The 17,595-nt window shown below is 61.2% G+C and carries 16 protein-coding genes; 11 read left to right on the top strand and 5 right to left on the bottom strand.

Going from position 1 to position 17,595, the window contains the following annotated elements; translation table 11 throughout:
* Nucleotides 1-2 precede the first annotated feature (2 nt).
* The 3 genes from SB772_RS04060 to SB772_RS04050 are packed head-to-tail and all read right to left on the bottom strand — an operon-like array spanning nt 3 to nt 4,744.
* Nucleotides 3-992: a cytochrome d ubiquinol oxidase subunit II gene (locus SB772_RS04060; protein WP_410831995.1), complete on the bottom strand. Its 990-nt coding sequence runs from the start codon at nt 990-992 to the stop codon at nt 3-5.
* Between the two features lie 16 nt (nt 993-1,008).
* Nucleotides 1,009-2,403: a cytochrome ubiquinol oxidase subunit I gene (locus tag SB772_RS04055; RefSeq protein ID WP_410831994.1), complete on the bottom strand. Its 1,395-nt coding sequence runs from the start codon at nt 2,401-2,403 to the stop codon at nt 1,009-1,011.
* Nucleotides 2,396-4,744, bottom strand: coding sequence for an FdhF/YdeP family oxidoreductase (locus tag SB772_RS04050; RefSeq protein ID WP_410831993.1), 2,349 nt, complete (start codon nt 4,742-4,744; stop codon nt 2,396-2,398). The genes SB772_RS04055 and SB772_RS04050 overlap by 8 nt, the downstream gene beginning before the upstream one ends.
* 242 nt (nt 4,745-4,986) lie before the next feature.
* On the opposite strand from SB772_RS04050, the gene SB772_RS04045 reads away from it, so the two are divergent.
* From SB772_RS04045 to SB772_RS04020, 6 genes are all read left to right on the top strand, one after another.
* Nucleotides 4,987-5,370 carry a response regulator transcription factor gene (locus SB772_RS04045; RefSeq protein WP_410831992.1) on the top strand — a complete coding sequence of 128 codons (384 nt, stop codon included), beginning with the start codon at nt 4,987-4,989 and terminating at the stop codon, nt 5,368-5,370.
* A gap of 223 nt (nt 5,371-5,593) precedes the next feature.
* The gene (locus tag SB772_RS04040; RefSeq protein WP_410831991.1) at nt 5,594-7,795 is read left to right on the top strand and encodes a PAS domain S-box protein; all 2,202 of its coding nucleotides are present in this window, start codon (nt 5,594-5,596) and stop codon (nt 7,793-7,795) included.
* Nucleotides 7,785-8,459: a response regulator transcription factor gene (locus SB772_RS04035; RefSeq protein ID WP_410831990.1), complete on the top strand. Its 675-nt coding sequence runs from the start codon at nt 7,785-7,787 to the stop codon at nt 8,457-8,459. The genes SB772_RS04040 and SB772_RS04035 overlap by 11 nt, the downstream gene beginning before the upstream one ends.
* A 288-nt stretch (nt 8,460-8,747) precedes the next feature.
* On the top strand, nt 8,748-9,707 hold the full coding sequence (locus tag SB772_RS04030; RefSeq protein ID WP_410831989.1) for a helix-turn-helix domain-containing protein: 960 nt from the start codon (nt 8,748-8,750) through the stop codon (nt 9,705-9,707).
* Nucleotides 9,694-9,891 carry a hypothetical protein gene (locus tag SB772_RS04025; RefSeq protein ID WP_410831988.1) on the top strand — a complete coding sequence of 66 codons (198 nt, stop codon included), beginning with the start codon at nt 9,694-9,696 and terminating at the stop codon, nt 9,889-9,891. The genes SB772_RS04030 and SB772_RS04025 overlap by 14 nt, the downstream gene beginning before the upstream one ends.
* A 21-nt stretch (nt 9,892-9,912) precedes the next feature.
* Entirely contained in the window at nt 9,913-10,308 is a 396-nt protein-coding gene (locus tag SB772_RS04020; protein WP_410831987.1) for a DUF3331 domain-containing protein, read from the top strand.
* A 170-nt stretch (nt 10,309-10,478) separates the two neighbouring features.
* Here SB772_RS04020 and SB772_RS04015 read toward each other — a convergent pair whose 3' ends face one another.
* On the bottom strand, nt 10,479-10,829 hold the full coding sequence (locus tag SB772_RS04015) for a hypothetical protein (RefSeq protein WP_410831986.1): 351 nt from the start codon (nt 10,827-10,829) through the stop codon (nt 10,479-10,481).
* 440 nt (nt 10,830-11,269) lie between these two features.
* Here SB772_RS04015 and SB772_RS04010 point away from each other — a divergent pair, with 440 nt between their 5' ends.
* The 5 genes from SB772_RS04010 (at nt 11,270) to SB772_RS03990 (ending at nt 16,343) form a co-directional block, all read left to right on the top strand.
* Nucleotides 11,270-11,392, top strand: coding sequence for a hypothetical protein (locus SB772_RS04010; RefSeq protein WP_410831985.1), 123 nt, complete (start codon nt 11,270-11,272; stop codon nt 11,390-11,392).
* A gap of 95 nt (nt 11,393-11,487) precedes the next feature.
* Nucleotides 11,488-11,712, top strand: coding sequence for a YtcA family lipoprotein (locus tag SB772_RS04005; protein WP_410831984.1), 225 nt, complete (start codon nt 11,488-11,490; stop codon nt 11,710-11,712).
* 22 nt (nt 11,713-11,734) lie between these two features.
* On the top strand, nt 11,735-12,790 hold the full coding sequence (gene mdtN / locus SB772_RS04000) for a multidrug transporter subunit MdtN (protein ID WP_410831983.1): 1,056 nt from the start codon (nt 11,735-11,737) through the stop codon (nt 12,788-12,790).
* 3 nt (nt 12,791-12,793) lie between these two features.
* The gene (locus SB772_RS03995; protein WP_410831982.1) at nt 12,794-14,857 is read left to right on the top strand and encodes an FUSC family protein; all 2,064 of its coding nucleotides are present in this window, start codon (nt 12,794-12,796) and stop codon (nt 14,855-14,857) included.
* The gene (locus SB772_RS03990) at nt 14,850-16,343 is read left to right on the top strand and encodes an efflux transporter outer membrane subunit (RefSeq protein ID WP_410831981.1); all 1,494 of its coding nucleotides are present in this window, start codon (nt 14,850-14,852) and stop codon (nt 16,341-16,343) included. The genes SB772_RS03995 and SB772_RS03990 overlap by 8 nt, the downstream gene beginning before the upstream one ends.
* Here SB772_RS03990 and SB772_RS03985 read toward each other — a convergent pair.
* Nucleotides 16,335-17,357, bottom strand: coding sequence for a LysR family transcriptional regulator (locus tag SB772_RS03985; RefSeq protein ID WP_410831980.1), 1,023 nt, complete (start codon nt 17,355-17,357; stop codon nt 16,335-16,337). The genes SB772_RS03990 and SB772_RS03985 overlap by 9 nt on opposite strands.
* Nucleotides 17,358-17,595: the final 238 nt, after the last annotated feature.

Raw genomic sequence — 17,595 nt, 5'->3', positions numbered from 1 at the left:
CCTCACTCTCCCGCATGCGCACCGCCCACCACCTTGCCGCGGAAGAGGTAGTACTGGTACAGGTTATAGCCGATCATTACCGGGAAAATCAGGCCGATGCCGATCAGCATGAAGACGAGCGTCGGCGAGTCGGATGCAGCCTCGATGATGCCCAGCCTGGCCGGAATGAAGTCGGGAAAGAGACTGACGGCAAGACCCGCGAACGACAGAATAAAGAGCGCGACCGACGCGCGGAACGGCCCGCGCGCACTGCCCAGATAGAGCGACGCCATAATCAACGCAAATGCGAGTGCCGCGGCCACCCCGAGCGCGATCAACAGATGCAATACACCGGGCTGCGACCAGCGGTCGTGCCCGACCGTGCTGAAGAGCCACGTCGCAGCGGTCAGCAGCACGGCGGCCATCACGGTCAGCATGGCGCTCAGTAACGCGAGCCGTCGCGCCCATTGTTCGATCGCGCCAACTGTCTTGTTGACCAGATAGGTCGCGCCCAGCAGCGAATACCCCGCCACCACGCCAATCGCCGATACTACGACGAAGAGGTCGCTAAGCTCGCCCGGCACGAACCCCGTGATGATCTTGCCGAGCACGACGCCTTGCGACGCAGCCGCAATCAGGCTGCCTAAACCGAACACCTTGTCCCACAGCGGGCCATGGTCGACGCTATGACGGAACTCGATCGCCGCGCCACGCATGATGAGACCGGCGATCAGCGCCATCACGGGAAGATACAAAGCCTGCAGCAGCAGTGCGTACGCGGTGGGAAACGCGCCGAACAGGCCGCCGCCCAGCACGACGAGCCATGTCTCATTTGCGTCCCAAACATGGCCGATCGCCTGCGTCATCACATCACGGTCTTCACGGCGCTTGCGTAACAGGCTAAGTATGCCGACCCCGAGATCGAAGCCATCGGTGACCACGTAGAAAATCAGCATCAGGCCGAGCAAGCCGAACCACGTGACAGCGAGCATCGAATGAGTGGAGCTATCCATGAATCAACCTCGTTATCTAGTAGCCGGAGACGGTCGTCGGCGTTTGTGCGGCGACGGCGGCGGGCGGTGTGCTCGTCAAATCGGGGCCGGTGCGCAGCCATCGGCGCGCCAGGACGAAGAACGTAACCAGCAGCACGACATAAAATGCGAAGAACATCGCCATACTCATCGATACCGACGATGCAGCCACAGTCGAAACTGCGTCCTTCGTGCGCAGCAGCCCGTACACGATCCACGGCTGGCGTCCCACTTCACGCACGATCCAGCCCGCTTCCACGGCGACATACGGCAACGGAATGCACAGCACCCACGCGAGCAGAAGCTTGCGTTGCGCGAGCAGGGCGGCGAGGCTGCCGCGCGCCTTGCGCAGCGCATAGGCCGTCCAGAACGCGAGCAGCATGAACGCGAAGCCGATGCCCGCCATCGCGCGAAACGCGTAGTAGAGGAGGGCAATCATCGGCGGCTGATCGGCGCGCGCGAAATCGGTCAGCCCTTTCACCTTGCCGTGCAGCGAGTGCGTGCCGAGGATGCTGAGCATGCCGGGCACTTCGATCGACCAGTCGTTGTGCTGCTTCTCCTGATCCGGCCACGCGAGCAGCGACCAGGCCGCGCCCATTCCGGGCTTGTTGGTGTCCCAGTGTCCTTCGATTGCCGCGCCCTTGGCCGGCTGCGATTCGAACACGCTCACGCCGCTCGAATCGCCGAGCCAGATCTGTAGCGGCGCTACGAAAACGAGCACCGTCAACGCGATCTTGAACGAGCGCGCGAAGAACTCCGGGTTGCGTCGGCGAAACAGGTTCCATGCCGAGACCCCGGCGATCACGAACATGCCCGTCTCGATCGCCGCAACCCACATGTGCGATACACCCCACGCCATATCGGGGTTGAAGATCGCGGCCACGTAGTCGGTCACGACGATCTTGCCGTCGACTATGGAAATGCCCGCGGGCGTCTGCATCCATGAATTGGCGACCATGATCCAGAACGCCGAGATGCTCGACCCCAGCGCCACCATGGCGGTGGCGAACAGATGCACACCACGCGGCACGCGCCCCCAGCCGAGCAGCATCACGCCGATGAAGCCCGCTTCGAGCATGAACGCCATCGCGCCTTCGAAGCCGAGAATGTTGCCGATGAACTGACCGCTGAATTGCGAAAAGCCCGCCCAGTTGGTACCGAACTGAAACTCCATCGGAATGCCGCTGACTACGCCCACCGCGAAGTTGAGAACCAGCAGCTTGGTCCAGAACCGCGCGTGCCGGTAGTACATGAGTTCGCCCGTTCTGAGCCACAGCACTTCGAGCAGCAAGAGAAACGCGGAGAGGCTGATCGTCAGAATGGGCCACAGGATGTGAAAAATCGCGGTCATCGCAAATTGCGCACGCGACAGTTCGAGTACGTGACTAAGCATGATGAGTATCCTCATGTCCAAGCACTACGGCACGCGTGGCGGAATCCGGACCGACAGCGGCGGCGCGTACCACCTTGACCGGCACCGATTTGTACGAAGGCGTGCGGCTTTGCGGATCGAATGCATAGAGCGGCACGAGCGGATTGGCTTCAGGGTAGTACGCACCGCAGCAGCCGTCGGGCAGCGAATACTCGATCACCTTGAAACTGCGGATGATCCGTTCGATGCCGTCGGTCGACAGCGCAACGATGTCGACGCGTTCGCCCGGATGCAGGTTGCGCCTTTGCAGCTCCCGCGGATTCATGAAAATGACATCGCGCTGGCCGAACACGCCACGGTAGCGGTCCGAGTGCGAATAGAGCGTGGTGTTGTACTGATCGTGGCTGCGCATTGTCGTGAGCCACAGCGCGTCGGGATCGTTGTGGTAAGGGTTTTCCTCGAGCCCCTTGAAGACGAGGAAATTGGCACGGCCTGTCGGCGTGGCCCATACGCGTTCGCGGGCTGTCGAGGCCAGATGAAAGCCGCCCGGCACGCGAATGCGCTCGTTATACGCCTGGAACATCGGAAAGACGATTTCGATCGTATCGCGAATGCGGTCGTAGCTCGCGACCAGTTGTTCCCACGGCACACGCGAGTCTTCACCCAGGGTTGCACGCGCGATGCCCGCAACAATCGCCGGTTCGCTGCGCAGATACGGCGACGCGGGTTCATTGCGGCCAGCAGACGCATGCACCATCGACATCGAATCTTCGACCGTGATCGATTGCGGGCCGTCGGCCTGAATATCGATTTCGGTGCGGCCGAGGCAGGGTAGAATCAGCGCGTCCTTGCCGTGCACCAGATGGCTGCGGTTGAGCTTTGTCGCGATGTGCACGGTCAGATTCAGCTTGCGGATCGCGGCCTGCACGCGCACCCAGTCTGGGATCGCCGCTGCAAAGTTGCCGCCTAGCGCGATGAACACCTTCGCGTCGCCGCACATCATCGCGTCGAGCGTCGCGATCACGTCGTTGCCGTGTGCCGTCGGCGCTTTGAAGCCGAATGCGCGCTCGATGCCTTCGATCAGTTGCGCAGACGGCTTCTCCGTAATGCCGACCGTGCGGTTGCCCTGCACATTCGAGTGTCCGCGCACCGGGCAGATGCCCGCGCCCGGCCGCCCGACATTGCCGCGAAGCAGCGCGAGATTCGCAATCTGCTGCACGTTTTCGGTGCCGCGATGGTGTTGCGTCAAACCCATGCCGTAGACGAGGATCGCGTTGTTCGCCCGCATGTAGATCTGCGCGGCGTTCGTGATGTCGGCGCGCGTGAGGCCGGCCTGACATACGATCGCCTCCCACGACGTTTCGCGCAGATCCGCGAGCAGCGCGTCGATGCCGTGCGTGTGCCCTTCGATGAACTCGATGTCGAGCACGCGCGGCTGGTCGGCGGCGAGCGCGGCGTCGTCGGCTTCGACGATCGCTTTCATCATCCCTTTGAGCACGGCCACATCGCCGCCCACATGCACCTGATAGAGAAACGTGCTGATCGGCGTGTAGCCGAGCGTCGCCATTTCGACGGGGTTCTGGGGCGACGCAAAGCGTTCCAGCGCACGCTCGCGAAACGGGTTGAACGACACGATCTTCGCGCCTCGCCGCGACGCCGAATGCAGGTCGCTCATCATGCGCGGGCTGTTGGTGCCGGGGTTTTGTCCGAAGATAAAAATCGCGTCCGCGTGTTCGAAGTCTTCGAGCAGCACGGTGCCCTTTCCGACGCCTATCGACTGCGGCAAGCCGACGCTCGTCGCTTCGTGGCACATGTTCGAGCAATCGGGAAAGTTGTTCGTGCCGAACTCGCGCACGAAGAGCTGATAGAGGAAAGCTGCTTCGTTCGATGCGCGGCCCGACGTGTAGAAATCGGCCTGGTCCGGATGATCGAGTGCGTTCAGATGCTGCGCGATCAACGCGAACGCGTTGTCCCATTCGATCGGGAGATAGCGGTCCGATGCGTTGTCATAGACCATCGGGTGGGTGAGGCGGCCGGCCATTTCGAGGTCGTAGTCGTCCCACGCGGCGAGTTCGGAGACGCTATGCGCCACGAAGAACTCCGGCGTGCAGCGTTTGGCCGTCGCTTCCCACGCAACGGCCTTCGCGCCGTTCTCGCAGAACTCGAACGACGACGTATGCTTCGGATCGGGCCATGCGCAGCCCGGGCAATCGAAGCCCTCTGGCTGATTCATGTGCAACAGCGTGCGTGCGCCCGACACCGCCACGCCCTGCAACGCGAGCGCTTCGCCCGTTGCCTTCAGCGCGCCCCAGCCGCCGGCCGGCTCGCTGTAGATGCGTATCACCTGCTTTTTCTTGGCCATATCGATTTCCTTTCCGCTCTCAGCGAGCCATTGGATGCCATCATCGGCGTCCGGAAAGGCGGGGTCTTTTGCAAATGCCCGTCGATTTCGAATTCGCACGCGCAACGTAAGCGTGGAGGCCTTACCCTATACACACATATGATGTTCGCGGCAGGGGTTTTTCCATAAGATGGGAACAGCTGAACGGCGGGCGAGACAACATCGTGCTGCCGTAATCGCATGTATGGCAGAGGATAAGTCGCTTGCACACCCATCGGATAGCTTCCATTATCGACGACGACGAATCCGTCCGCATCGCCACATCGAGCCTGGTTCGTTCACTGGGTTGGGATGTCCGGCTCTATGCGTCGGCCGAAGATTTCCTCGCCTCCGGCCAGATCGGCGAGGTCGCGTGCATCATCTCCGACGTGCAGATGCCTGGCATGACCGGGCTCGAGATGCAGCGGCGCCTGCTCGACGGCGGGATTACGCTGCCGATCATCTTCATCTCCGCTTTCGTATCGGAAACGGTGCGCCGTCAGGCGCTGGACAGCGGAGCGATGTGCGTACTGAGCAAACCTGTTGATGGCGCGGTCGTGTCGCGTTGCCTCGAAACGCTCCAGGCCGAAGGCGGCGAGCTTCATTGAAGTCCGCTAGCAGCGGGCCTTGATTATTGGATATTGAAGGATTCAGATAGAATAAGTACCGGATTAAATGGGTCGGTGTCCTGCATGTCTGACTTTGATGTGCCGTTCTTGCGGCGCGAGACAGGGTTCCGGCACTCGTCAACGAACGTTTGCCTCGAATGCTTATGCCAACATCGCGCCGTTTAGCCTCCCGCCTTCCTGCGCGGCGCGCTCAATCGTCGTCATGATATTCCGCTCACGCTCCGACGAACCGATGCGGCATGACGCGCGCCTGCTGTGCGTTCTCGCGGCCGCCATCGCGCTGGTCGTATTCCTGATCGACGCGCTCATGCCGCACGATAACGCGATTGCAGTGCTGTATGTGGTCGTGGTGCTGCTCGTCGCATCGACACGGTCGCGGCCTGCTGCGATCCTCACCGCATGGAGCTGCGTGGCGTTCACGTTAATCGCGTTTGTGAAGGCGCATGACGGGCACTACCCGAGCGGCGCGATTGAGCGCTGTATTGTCAGCCTGCTCGCCATCGTCACGACGTCGGTGCTGGCGATGCGTAATCAGAAGAATACCGCGACACTGCAGGAACAGTTGCAGTTGCTCGATCTGACGCATGACGCAATCGTCGTGTACGACATGAACGATCTGATCACGTTCTGGAATCACGGCGCGGAAGCACTCTACGGATGGACCGCGCACGAGGCAATCGGCTGGCCGATTCATGAGCTGACGCGAACCCGCTCGTCAGTCTCACTCGGCGAGATTCGTAGCAAGATTTTGCGTTCGGACCACTGGCAAGGAGAATTGCAGCGCGTGCGCAAAGACGGCGCCACCGTCATCATTTCGAGCCGCCTGGCACTGTGGCGCGATGCGAAGGGCAAGCCGCGCGCCGTGCTCGCCACCAACAACGACATCACCGTCCGCAAGCAGATGGAAGGCGAACTGCAGCGCCAGAAGGACGAATTGCGCGCGACTATCGATGCGATTCCGGGCATGGTCTGGAGTTCGTCGAGCGACGGGCGGCTGGGCTTCATCAACCGGCGCTGGAACGAACTGGGCGTAACGCGTGCCGAAAATGGTGGCGATATCTGGCGCTCGATCCTTCATCCGGACGATTACGCCGCGGCGCAGCACGCCTGGCAAGAAGCCATTGCAACGGGTGCGCCGTTCGAAAACGTCGCGCGCATCCGGCGCAGCGATGGGGTGTACCGATGGATGCATATCGGCGCGGAACCGCTGCGCGATAATGCCGGCAACATTTTGCGCTGGTACGGCGTGAATACCGATATCGAAGAACGCAAGCGGGCAGAGCAGGCGCTCGAGCGCAGCGAAGCATTCCTGTCGGATGCGCAGCGCCTGAGCCGCACCGGCAGCATTGCGACGCAACTGCCTGGCGGCGATATGTGGTGGTCCGACGAAACGTATCAGATCCTCGACTATTCGAAGCACGTCACACCCAGTTTCCAGCTGATCCTCGAGCGCTCGCATCCCGAAGACATCGCGCTCGTCAGGCACGCTTATCAGCCGAACGGCGCGGGCGCGCCGATCGTCGACGTCGAACATCGCCTCGCGATGCCCGATGGAAGTGTCAAATATGTGCATTACGTCGCGCGTCTTGCGGCACCGCAGTCGGCGAATCCCGAGTACGTCGGCGCGCTGATGGACGTGACAGAACGACAGGTGGCGCAGGAAGCGCTCGACCGCTCGACGGCCGAGCTCGCGCACGTGACGCGCGTGACGATGCTCGGCGAACTGGCCGCGTCGATCGCGCACGAGGTCACGCAGCCCCTCGCGGCGATCGCCACGTGCGGCGACGCCGGCCTGCGCTGGCTGAACCGTTCGCAGCCCGATCTGAAGGAAGTCGGACAGTCGATTAATCAGATGATTCGCGACGCCAGGCGCGCGAGCGATGTGATCCGCCAGATACGATCGATGGCGCAAAAGCGCGATCCGAGTCACGCGATACTCAATCTGAACGCTATAGTGAGAGAATCCATCGAACTGGTGCGACGTGAACTGGATGGGCACCGTGTCGAAGTGGATGCCGATTATGCGTGTCCGCCGCCGTCAGTGTGTGCCGACCGTGTGCAGTTGCAGCAGGTCATCATTAACCTCGTGATGAACGGCGTGCAGGCGATGTCGGGTATCACGGGACGGCCGCGGGAATTGCGGATCCGCACGCGCTGCTTCGATGCGCGGCACGCCCAGGTGATCGTAGAAGACTCCGGCACGGGCATCAGCGAAGAGAATGCCGGGCGGCTTTTCAACGCATTCTTTACGACGAAGGCGGAAGGCATGGGAATGGGACTGTCGATCTGCCGCTCGATTGTCGAGGCGCACGGTGGCCGCATTTGGGCGGAATCGCAAGAGGGAAAGGGTGCTGTGCTGCAGTTCCTTCTACCGCTCGATGAGGGAACCTGTCATGAGCAGTGAAACGGGCAACGCCGCGAGTCACTCGATTGTCTATGTCGTCGACGACGATGAGTCGATGCGTGAAGCGCTCAGTCTGTTGTTGCGCTCGGTGGGCTTGCGGGTTGAAGCGTTCGCGTCCGCACATGAGTTTCTTGCGTTCCAGATGCCGGATGTGCCGAGTTGTCTGATTCTGGATGTGCGGCTCAAAGGGCAGAGTGGCCTCGCCGTGCAGGAACAGATCGCGGCGGGTGAATTGCGTGTGCCGATTATTTTCATGACCGCGCATGGCGATATTGCCATGTCGGTCAAGGCGATGAAAGCCGGCGCGATGGACTTTCTCGCGAAGCCATTTCGCGACCAGGACATGCTGGACGCCGTGGCGACTGCCCTCGGCAAGGATGAAGAACGTCGCCAGGCGGACCGCTCGGTCGCGGATCTGCGCCGCCGCTACAAGTCGCTCACGCCGCGCGAGCGCGAAGTGATGGCCTTTGTCGCGAGCGGCTTGATGAACAAGCAGATCGCCGCCGAAATGAAGGTGAGTGAAATCACGGTGAAGATTCACCGCGGTCAGGCGATGAAGAAGATGGAGTCACGCTCGCTTGCCGATTTCGTGCTGAAGGCGGAAGCACTCGGCGTCAAATCACCACAAGGCATCACTACGCCACCGCGCGTTCAGCGCGGTTGAATCGCGCAGGCATTTGCCTCCCGAACGGCGAAACCGCATCGCCGTTCGTTTTTCCCTCGAATCCCTCGCAATGTGACGCTCCGGTGCGCCAACGGTCGCCGTCGCTCACCTATTGCATCCACATATTTCGCTACCCGCATTAAACCTTCATATAGGTTGACCCACCCATTCGACGCCGTAGGCAACCGTATGTACGGCTAGGCACGTGCGCTCCGTTTGATTAACTTTGAGTCATCGCGGTGTCGGTGTTTCGACCGCAGGCAGATCACTCTATCGGACGGAAATATCATGGCCAGCTCGCTGCTCCCGTATCCTGAACCCGGTGCCGACATCGCGCCGAAACGCATCGCCAGCGCAATCGACACCGAGGATCAATGGCGCGGCCCGCGCGCGTGTCGCGCGCCGTCGCACCGGCAGCATGGCGATGTGCTTGTGTCGCGCTGGACGCGCAACATCACCACGCCGCTCGAAGTCGTCAATCACGGCAACGAGTCCGATCACTGCATCGGCCTGGCTCTGAAATGCGTGTCGCTGACCTTTAATCATGGGGGCCGCAGGCTCATGCAAGGGCGGGTGACGGCGGGCGCGGTTCAGGTCACGGCGCCCGCCGTGCCCGTCAGCGCTGTTTTCGAATCGCCTGTCGACGTGCTGCATCTGTTCGCGTCGCAGCAAGTTCTCGCGGAGTGCTACGAAGATCTGTTCCAGCGTCCGCATGCGGGCGACATCGTACTTGGCGACCCGAAGCTGATCCGCGATCCCGCACTCGACCGGCTTGGACAGGCGCTCGTCGTGTCACGGACCGGCGACGCCGCGGTGGACAAGGTCTTTACTGAAAGTGTCGGTCTTGCCATCGTGTCGCGCATCGTCGCGCGTCAATTCACTGTGTCGAACACGCAGGACCGCGAAGGGGCCGCGTTGCCGCAGTGGCGCATGAACCGCGTGATCGAGTACATCGATGCGCACCTGTCCGAAGCGATCGGCCTCGCCGACATTGCCGCGAGCGCCGGCTTCACCCGCATGCATTTCGCCGCGCAATTCCGGCGCGCGACGGGCTTGCGTCCGCATGAATACCTGCTGCGCCGCCGGATCGAACACGCACAGCATCTGTTGCTGAACTCGAAGCACAACGTCTTCGATGTCGCGCTGAGTTGCGGCTTTCGCTCGCAAGCGCATTTCACGACTGTGTTCAAACGCTTCGTCGGCGAGACACCTTATTGCTGGAGGATGAAAGCGAATGGCGCTCAATAAGCACGTTCATTCGTTTCTCGCGATCAGTGAGGCATTTCTGAAGCACACCGGCGATTCATCGTCCAACGACGACAGCCGCGAAGCCGACGAGACCTCTGTGACGGCCTATGCGCACGGCCAAGCGGTCTGTAAATGCCGCGACCCGCTCGCGATAGCCGCCGTACAAAACCATTCGATCAGGTAACCCTTAAACAGGAGTCGCGACATGCTGGCAAACGCAAACATCATCGATCCATGGATGCAAACCATTGGCCTGTTGTCCGTGCCCGCAGGCGAGTCGAAAGGCTGCGGCAGTGGGCTGAATGAAAGCAACAGGGCGCGTCACGTGGACGGCACGGTGCTTCACGGCGTCAGGGTGAGCCTGTTGGACCGGCCAACGTCTTCGACGGCAACCATCTCCTGGCGTGACTCGACCCGGTGTTGCTACGGCGACCAGGTCTGGTGCTCGTCGCGCGCTCGCACCGAGGGCGTCTGTGCGATGAGCGGGCGCCCGATTCGTCGCGGCGACGCGGTGTACAAGCCGCGTCCCTGCCGGCCAGTGCCGCGCAATGCCGGCGCAATGATCCTGACGTCCGCTCTCGACGATGTAACAGAAACCTGATGCAGACCGGCTGAAAGCAAACTTGCTGGAATTCCTGCAGTCGTAATGCACAGACAAAGACTGGCGATTCTCTCTACGAGTATCGCCAGCTTTTGTCTAACTACCTTGTCCTAACCGTGTGGCGGCTGATGCGCTTCCATCCGCGCCATCAACACCGACTCGCCGCACCATTACGTCCAATACTTGAAATCCGTAATCGTCCGCTGATAGGCGGGCGTATGACGTGGCGCGCGCGCACTGGCGTCCGCGCGGTGGCGGCTCTGCTGCCGCGAATAAACCGACGATTGCGTATGTCCGGATTCCAAAGCGGGAGTGTGCAGCGGCTTCGACAGATCCGTGACTTGCGAAGGCTCCGGGTTATCTGCGGCTACGCGTTCGAGCGGCAGTTGAACGTCCGCTCCGACAGTCATGAACGCCCGCATCAACCCTGGTGCCGGTAGCGCGCATGCTGCACCGATCGTCAGGCAAAGGGCTGCCGCGACGTAACCGGTTCGGAACCACGGAAATCTGATTGCGTTCATTGTGCGTTCTCCGCAGTGCGCTCTGGACCACATGCAAGGCGCGCGAGGAAGTGGTTGGACATGAATCGAGTATCGTCGTGCGAACCGGTCCTTTCTTTCGCGCTAGCACGCCGCTTTGTCTAATCGCACCCGCATGCGACGACGGTTTGAAAACCGGCGCTTTGAATCGAGGTGGCCTGAACTACCGACGGATGCGCGACCGGATGTCTGTGGTCGCGCAGCGTTCGCTAACCGCCGATCAGCGACATATGTGGACATCGACCAACCGGGTAGCCGTACAGGTTCTTTGGTACGGATGTCCACACTCGTGCATGCAGACAAAGACCGTGCGACTGCGAAAGAGGCAATGACAGGCGATCGCTAGAATCCAGACATGCTTCAAGGCTGACTGCGAAGTGCCACGCCAGCAGCGAAGACTTTAATCTGAACGGAGAAGCGACATGGCAAAGATGGCTGCAGACGACATGGTGGGCGCGCTAGAAAAGGCGGGCGTGAAGCGCATTTATGGTGCTCCCGACCGGGTTCCGCACCCGGTGGAGCAGTGGTTGCGTAACTTTCTCTGAACACAACGGTGATGTCTGTGACGGTAGGTAGCCAGAAAGGTGGACGTCGTTGCATAGGCGTCGCTCACAAATCGTATTTCGTGCGGGTGATCTGGATGGTGCTCCTTTTGCAAGGTTGCACCAGGTCTCCATCGACGAGTGTGTTGGGTGCGTATTACCCTGATTGGCTCTTCTGCATCGTCGCTGCAGTGGCGGGGGCAGTCCTGATCCGCCTGCTGTTACGACGCGCGTCGCTCGACGAGTGGCTCGGTCCGCCAGCAGTTGCTTATCCGGCACTGGTCGCGTTGCTGGCATTCGCGGGTTGGTTGCTGTTCTTCTGACGTCTATCGAGAGTGGGAACACATGGCGGAAAGTGCTCAAAACCCAAAGAAGAAGCTGTTGACGGGTCTTCTATTGCTGGTCGCGATCGTGTTGGGGATCGTGGTGGTCTGGCGCGTGGATACCGAACCCCGAACCGATGACGCCTATGTGTACGCGGATACGATCAACGTCGTCCCCGAAGTAGCGGGGCGGATCGTAACGCTCGCAGTGCGTGACAACCAGCGCGTGAAAAAAGGCGATCTACTTTTCGAACTGGATCGGCGCCCCTTCCAGGATGCACTCGACAAGGCCCGTGCATCGCTCGTGCAACTGGATGAACAGATCATGCTGACGCAAAGGTCGGTCAACGCGCAGGTACTGAAGGCATCGGCTGCACGCGCGGGCGTCGAGCAGGCACGGTCCGCCGCGAAGCAGGCTGCGGACACACTGCAGCGGATGGAGCCACTGGTGGAAAAGGGGTATGTGTCGGCGGATGAGCTGGACCGGGCGCGCACGTCGGCGCAAAGCACCGCAGCGGAACTCGCGTCGGCCGAACTTCAGGCGCGCGAGGCGATGGCTGCCGTCAGCGGGGTGGATGCGCTGCAAGCCCAGCGCTCGGTCGTGCAGGCAGAAATCGCCTCTGCAGAGCTGAACCTCGAATACGCAACAGTCCGGGCACCGTTCGACGGTGTCGTCGTATCGCTTCGCACCACGCGCGGTCAGTTCGCGTCCACCTCCGCGCCCGTGTTTACCTTGATCGACACGACCCGTTGGTATGTCGTCGCGAATCTGCGCGAGACGGAACTCGCGAAAGTTCAGCCCGGCACGTTGGCCACCCTTTATCTGATGAGCAACACATCAAGGCATTTTCAGGGGAAAGTTGATTCGGTCGGATTCGGCGTGTCGCCCGAAGATGGCGGGAGTATTGCTCAAGGCCTGCCGCAAGTGCAGCGCAGTATCAACTGGGTCCACGTATCACAGCGTTTCCCCGTGAAGATTCTCGTCACGGACCCGGAACCGGGCCTCTTTCGCATCGGTACTTCCGCGGTCGCGACGTTTCACCCGGTTGGCCAGCATGATCAGCGCACCGCGAGCTGACAGATGAATCAATTGTTCCTGTTTCTGCGTGACGAGCTGGCGTCATTTCCCGGCCGGATGAACGTTACTTTGCGTTGCATCGCCGCTGCAGTCGTCGTGATCGTGGCGTCGATGACGCTCCAGGTGCCTTACCTTGCGGTGTCGCTGATTGTGGTGTTCTACGTGACGCAATCAAACGTCGTAATCACGCGCATGATCGGCATCCTGTTTTTCGTGGGTACCACGCTTGCGATTGGCTGCACCGTGCTATTGCTCAAGTGGACGTTCGACTATCCGCTGCTGCGGATCGTATTCGCCAGCATCATATTTTTCTGTTGCGTGTATGCGATGCGCGTATTCCAGTTCGGCATCGTTTTCTTTATCGCTGCCCTCGTCGTCATTTACGCGCAGACGTTCGTCGACGTCACTCAGAATGCGGAAGGGATCGTCCGCACGACGCTGTGGGTCTGGGTTGCCGTGTGCTACCCGATTGCCCTCACACTGGTCATCAATACGCTACTGCTGCCAATGGAGCCGCGCCAACAGCTGCGCCGGTTGATGGTGTCGAAGCTCGCCGCGGTGCGGGCAAGACTGGACGCGTTGCTCGACGGCGCATCCGCGCTTCCTCCGATGAAGGAGCTCGATGTGGAAGCCGCCACGACTTCGCTGCAGAAACTGCTGAGATTTACCGCGATGCGCGGTGAGCCAAACGCGCTTGCGCAGGCGCGTGATCTCGCGACCGTGACGACAGTGTCGAATCTCTACGCCGCTGCATCGAACCTGCGCCTGCTGCCGGGCGGCTCCGGGCCTCTTGCGACGGGCGTGGTGTCTTTGGGCGAAGGGTGTGCGGCATTGGCCGATTCGATCAAAAGAGATGAACCGTTTTTACTTCCGCTTACCGCACGCGAGGCGTCTGCCGCCGGCATGCCCTGGGTGTTGCAGGCGATGCAGCGTACGTTGCTGGAGCTTGATGCGTTCAAGGCCGCGCAGGCCGACGCGATGCATATGCCGCCGGGCCAGCCCGTTGTCGCACCCGATGCGTTGAGCAATCCTGTCTACGCCCAGTTCTCGCTCAAGACCTTGCTGGCCGTGCTCGTGTGCTATGTCTTCTACAACGCGGCCGGATGGCAGGGGGTTCATACGGTAATGCTGACGTGCCTGATCGTGGCCCAACCCAGTCTCGGCGCGTCGGGCCAACGGTCCGTGCTGCGATTATGGGGAGCTGCGGTCGGAAGCCTGCTTGCACTCTTCACGATCGTTTTCATTCTTCCGCAGATTGACGGCATCGCAGCGCTGCTGGTGGTCGTTGTGCCCGTTCTGTTCACTGGCGCATGGATAGCAGCAGGCTCTGAACGCATCAGCTACGCGGGCGTGCAATTGATGTTCACGTTCTCGCTGGCGTTCCTCGAACACTTCGCTCCGACCTATGACCTGACCGAGGTTCGGGATCGCATGATCGGCATCTTCCTCGGTATCGCTGTCGCGACCTTCGTGCAGGTGAGCATCTGGCCGGAAGGCGAGGCCGCTTTGCTCAGACGCAGGCTTTCGGCCACTCTCCGGTCGACGGCGAAACTCCTTGCGATGGGGCCGTCGACGGAAGATCAGACAACAATCGGCAAGCAACGAATGGCGGCGTGGGCCTCGCTCAGCGACTGCGAAGGTCTGCTCTTGCGCGTCGCGCTTGAGCCGACCTGGCGCGAAGGCGAAGAAGAGCGTGTCACGCTTCGCGCGAATTCTGTGCTTGCAGCCGCCCGCGAATTGTTGCTTGCCGCCGATGCCTTTCGAAGTGCGTTCGATGTTGCCAGGCCCCAACTTTCCGCGCGTGCTGGAGATGCTGCGCGCGATTTCCGGTCCAGTGCTATCTCGGCTATCGAGGAATATGCGACTGGACTGATGGCGCCACAACCTTCCGCCAGAACGCCCAGTGTGCCGGCCGGCCACGTTGACGTTGACGGCGTTGGAGGCCGCGAGGCGGAGCTGGTCGACGAAATCAATCGTGTTCTGCGAGCAGTATCGAGCTTGCCGGACTGGTTGGAGCAGAAGGCCTCCTTCCCATTAACGCTTCGAGCAGGCACACACCATGAATGATGCGATGTTCGCCATGTGGCGTGGCCGTTGTGCCTTGCAATCAGGGTGCTGCGCCGTAGCGGGTGCGGCACTGCTCAGCGGCTGTGCGTTGATTCATCATGACAGCGATGCCGTTCCGCAGGTGGAGGCGGCTCGTGTGCAGGTTTCGCCGAAGCTCGATTTACCCACCGGCGATTGGCCGTCCGACAGGTGGTGGCTTCAGTACGACGACCCGCAACTGACTGACTTCATCGATCGTGCCCTCGTGGCGTCTCCGACTATGGTACTCGCGCACCAACGTGTGGCGCAGGCTCATGCGCAGGCAGAACTGGCGGTGGCAGCAGCCGGGCCGCAGCTCGCCGCGACTGGAGCCATCGATCGCGAGCGTGTCTCATCTCATGGATTCCTGAGCGCATACGCGGGGTCCGATCCGGCGATCGGCGCGAGCGGTCCCTGGTACACGACGGGACTCGTCGGTTTCGACGGCGCGTGGGACCTGGACATATGGGGGCGGCACCGGGCAGAGATTGCGGCGGCCGTGGGGGTCCAGAACGCGCAAAAGGCAGAGGAAGCGGAAGTCGCACTCGAGCTTTCGACAGACATCGCGCGAATTTACTACACCGTCCAAACCGCGCGTTCCGAGATCGATCTGCTCAAACAGCAAAGCGACGCGATTTCGATCGAAGTCGACGCGCACCGGTCGCGATTCGCGCGTGGACTCGAGCCCGACACGACAGCCAAACAGGCAGAAGCCAGGCTTCTCACGGTGGATCAGCAGATCGCGCAGACATCCGAGCAGGTGACGAACGGGCGGGAGTCGCTTCGCGCGCTGATAGGCGCGGATTCGCGCGGACTCGGCAACATGGCGCCGCAGCCTCTGCCCATCGTTGCGACCGGCGTTCCGGCCAGTCTCGGCTTTCAATTGCTTGCGCGCCGCCCTGATTTGCAGGCGTTGCATTGGTATATCGTTTCGTCGTTGAAACGCGTGGACGCAGCAAAAGCGGCGTTCTATCCGAGCTTCGATATCAAGGCGTTCTTCGGCTTCAACGCGTTGGACCTGTCTCAACTTTTTCTTCATGCAAGCCAGCAGATCAATATCGCACCTGGTCTCTACCTGCCGGTGTTCGACAGCGGCCGTCTGAATGCGTCGCTTGGCGGCGAGCGTGCATCGAGCAACGCCACCATTCTGCAATACAACCAGGCCGTATTGAACGCCGTTCGGGATGTGGCGCAAAACGGAAGCGCGCTGAAAGACCTGGGTGAGCGGACCGCGATGCAGCAGAAAAAGCTTCAGGACGTGCAGTTTGTTTTCGACAGCGCGTCGACCCGCTATGGGCGTGGACTGGTCGACAGGCTGCAGGTGGAAGAGGCGCGCGAGACGGCGATTCAGGAACAACTCGCGTTGCTTGAACTGACGGGCCAGAGTCTTCAGACGTCCATTGCGCTCACCAAGACGCTGGGCGGTGGTTATCAGGCGACAGTCGACGCGCAGTCACGATCACGATGAGCCGCGCGGGGTCGGTCGCTCACCGATTACAGGTTCGCTGCCAGTCCCGTGTCGGGTTCGAGTCGAATTTGTCATGGCAGGGGGTAACCGGTGCGTGCTGCCATCGGTCGGCGCCGATTCGCTCGACACTTCACGTAATTCGTCGGCGATGATGTTGATCAGCGCTTCGGCAGCAGCGCTTAACGGCCGCCGCGGATGACTGATGCGCACGATATGGCGTACGATGCGCGGCGCGAGAATCGGATAGGCGCGCAACGTCCCTTGACGCACTGCGCGTTCAACCGCGATGCGCGGCAGGATCGTCGCAAAGTGGGTGCTTTCGACGAGCTTCACGATCGTGCTCAACACATCGATTTCGAAGCGCGGCGCAAGCAGCACGTCCTCATGCTGCGCGGCCGTATCGAGCACGCCGCGCAGGCCGTGGCGCTTGGTGGGCAGCACGAGTTCGAGTTCGGGCAGTTGCGCGAGCTCGATCGCATGCGGCAGATCGGGGCCGTGTTCGGCGCTGGTGACAAGCACCATCTCTTCGTCGAGGAGCGGCTGCGAGTCGAGCGACAGGCGCGAGCGCGGCTTGTTGATCAGCGCGGCGTCGAGCTGGCCGCCCGACACCCAGTCGATGAAGGTCGCGGTGTAGCCGTCGGCGACGGTGACTTCGACATGCGGATAGCGCGCGTGAAAGCGCGACAGCGAATCGGCCAGCACGCTTTCCGTCACCGATGCGATCAGCCCGATCGACACGTGGCCCGTCACGATCTGGTCGCGCTGAACCATTTGCTGACGCGCATGCGCGAGATCGCGGATGATCGGCAGAAAGAGGCGGTACATCAGCCGTCCGGCGGCGGTGGGCGCCATGCCGTGCGCGCCGCGGTCGAACAGTTGCTGATGCAGTTCTTCCTCGAGCTTCGCGATCTGCATGCTGAGCGCCGGCTGCACAATGTTCAGGCGCTTGGCGGCGCGCGTCACGGAGCCGTCCTCGAACAGCGCGATGAAATACTGGATCTGCTTCAGGTCCATGAGAGGTCCATTTGACGTCCGGCAGGAGCGCCGCGGGGTGCATCAGGAACGTTAATATCCGCTGCGCGGCCCATCAAGGTAACTCACGAAAGCCGGTGAAAACAGCACGCCGCGTAACTGTCTGAATAGTTGACAAAGACCATTACCGCAAAGCGTTGTCTATTGATAACCGAGCGCACGAAGGCCGTCATCGGGGCTAACACTGATATCAAAACTAATGATGAAATACATCAAAAAA

The organism is Paraburkholderia sp. SIMBA_030, assembly GCF_046535245.1.
Lineage (GTDB): Bacteria > Pseudomonadota > Gammaproteobacteria > Burkholderiales > Burkholderiaceae > Paraburkholderia.
This window is presented reverse-complemented; position numbering and strand designations above follow the sequence as displayed.